The sequence below is a fragment of the Marinomonas algarum genome (assembly GCF_020532605.1).
In the GTDB taxonomy this organism is placed as follows: Bacteria; Pseudomonadota; Gammaproteobacteria; order Pseudomonadales; family Marinomonadaceae; genus Marinomonas; species Marinomonas algarum.
This window is the reverse complement of the sequence record NZ_JAJATW010000059.1, coordinates 1-1,891: the sequence shown is the minus strand read 5'-3', so window position 1 is coordinate 1,891 and position 1,891 is coordinate 1. Positions and strand designations below refer to the sequence as shown.

2 protein-coding genes are annotated in these 1,891 nt (G+C 41.1%); both read left to right on the top strand.

Translation table 11 applies throughout. The features are described 5' to 3' along the window. Positions 1-191, top strand: a 191-nt coding sequence (locus tag LG368_RS15240; protein ID WP_226755543.1) for a transposase domain-containing protein, incomplete at its 5' end; no start/stop codon positions are given. A 173-nt stretch (positions 192-364) separates the two neighbouring features. Continuing rightward, the gene (locus LG368_RS15235) at positions 365-1,777 is read left to right on the top strand and encodes an ATP-binding cassette domain-containing protein (protein ID WP_226755542.1); all 1,413 of its coding nucleotides are present in this window, start codon (positions 365-367) and stop codon (positions 1,775-1,777) included. Positions 1,778-1,891 lie beyond the last annotated feature (114 nt).

Sequence of the window (1,891 nt, the reverse complement as noted above, 5' to 3'; positions counted from 1 at the left end):
ACTGGTTGTTTGCTAATACAGGTAATGGAGCCAAGTCGAGTGCGATACTTTACAGCATCATCGAAACCGCTAAAGCCAATGGGCTAATCCCGTATGATTACTTAGTGACACTCTTCGAAGAATTACCAAAACGACAGACCAACGAAAGTCTTGATGACCTACTGCCATGGAACGTCCGATCTAGGTGGTGATGCTCTGACGCTTACGACCCAAGTTTATTAAGCTGGGGGAGTATGCTTTTAGAAGCCCAAGAGCAGATTCATCACGATGCTTTTGTTTGGCTGTTAACAGGTCCTTTATTCGCTATCAGTGCTTTTGTATTGTTACTCAATAGTGCTGGACGTTACAAAAAGAGAATTGATGCGTGATTGAAAGAAAGCAAACAGAGTCTGTTATTGATCTTAATAATTTATCCTTGTCTATAAAGAACAAATTATTATTAAACGAGATTAACCTTTCTATCACAGAGCATCAATGTGTGGTTTGTGTCGGCAAAAGTGGTGCTGGGAAATCGTCTTTATTGCAATTGCTTGCGGGAATATTTCCCGCTGAATACACAGGGAAAGCAATGCGTTTTGGCGAGCCTATTAAAGAAGGGTATGACCCAAGAGTAGGCTGGTTGCCGCAAGGGCTTGGTGATAACTTAAACCCCCACATGACCATAGAGCAGCATTTGACTGAAGGCTGGAAGCTAGCACAGCAGGTGCAAGGCTCCTTGTTTGATGATAATCAGTGCTCATCAAATATTGAGTCCATTATTGCGCAAGTGTCTCTAAGCAAAAAAGTTCTGAGCCAACATCCGAAGTACCTTAGTGGTGGTGAGATTCAACGAGTGCTACTCGCATTAGCTTTGATCTCTAAACCTAGTTTGCTTTTGTTAGATGAACCAACAGCGTCACTCGACCAACAAGCAAAAAGTCTCATTATGCATACCTTGAAAAGGCTGAAAACGACCACGACGATTTTTATCGTAACCCATGACCATACTTTAGTGAATGCATTGGCCGATGATGTGTTGGTTATGGAATCCGCTGAAATTATCAACAACCAAAAATACGTAGATGTTCAAAAAAGATACACAGAATCGGTTAGTGATTATCAAGATGAAGATCATTGTGATATCTGCTCTTCAACGAGCCGTTGCTTTGAAACACCGGTTGTGAATATTGAAAACCTGTTTCTTAAATACCAAGACAGAGTGATTTTTAGAGATTTTAGTGTGTCGATCTGTAAAAACACTACCACTATTATTTACGGGGAAAGCGGTCAGGGTAAAACTACCTTAGCCAAAATCATTGCGGGTTGGGATAAGCAAGCAGATCAATTCCTTAGCCGATTTGGTTCCTCAGTGTATTTATCTCAACACCCGCGCTTAGCATGTTCGCCACACTTTTCGTTGAAACGTATTCTGACTGAGCCGCTATTATTAAAAAAAATGTCTATAGACATGACTAAGGTGCGAGAGTGGTTAAAGCGAGTTTCTCTACCAACAACAAATGATTTTTTGTCCAGGAAGTCATCATCATTGAGTGGCGGTGAACTCCAGAGGTTACTAATCGTAAGAGCTATGCTTTCTGAACCTGACCTATTAATTGCTGATGAACCTACTTCAGCATTAGACCCTAGCGCTAAAGAAGAAATCATACATTGCTTTAAATTGATTAAATTGAAAACGAGTTGTTCAATTCTAATCTTTACTCACGATTTAGAGCTTCAGTCGATGATGGGAGAAAGAGGTTTTATGTTGACGAGTAATGGCTTAGTTCTGAATCAGTGACTTTGTCAGCGGGTACCGCGCAGCTGCGCAAAAGCGGCATCGCTCTTTAAGAATACGACCTCATCCCGAGTTTTATCGCCTTGTATAGCTCTGTTGATCTGATTTCCGACTATG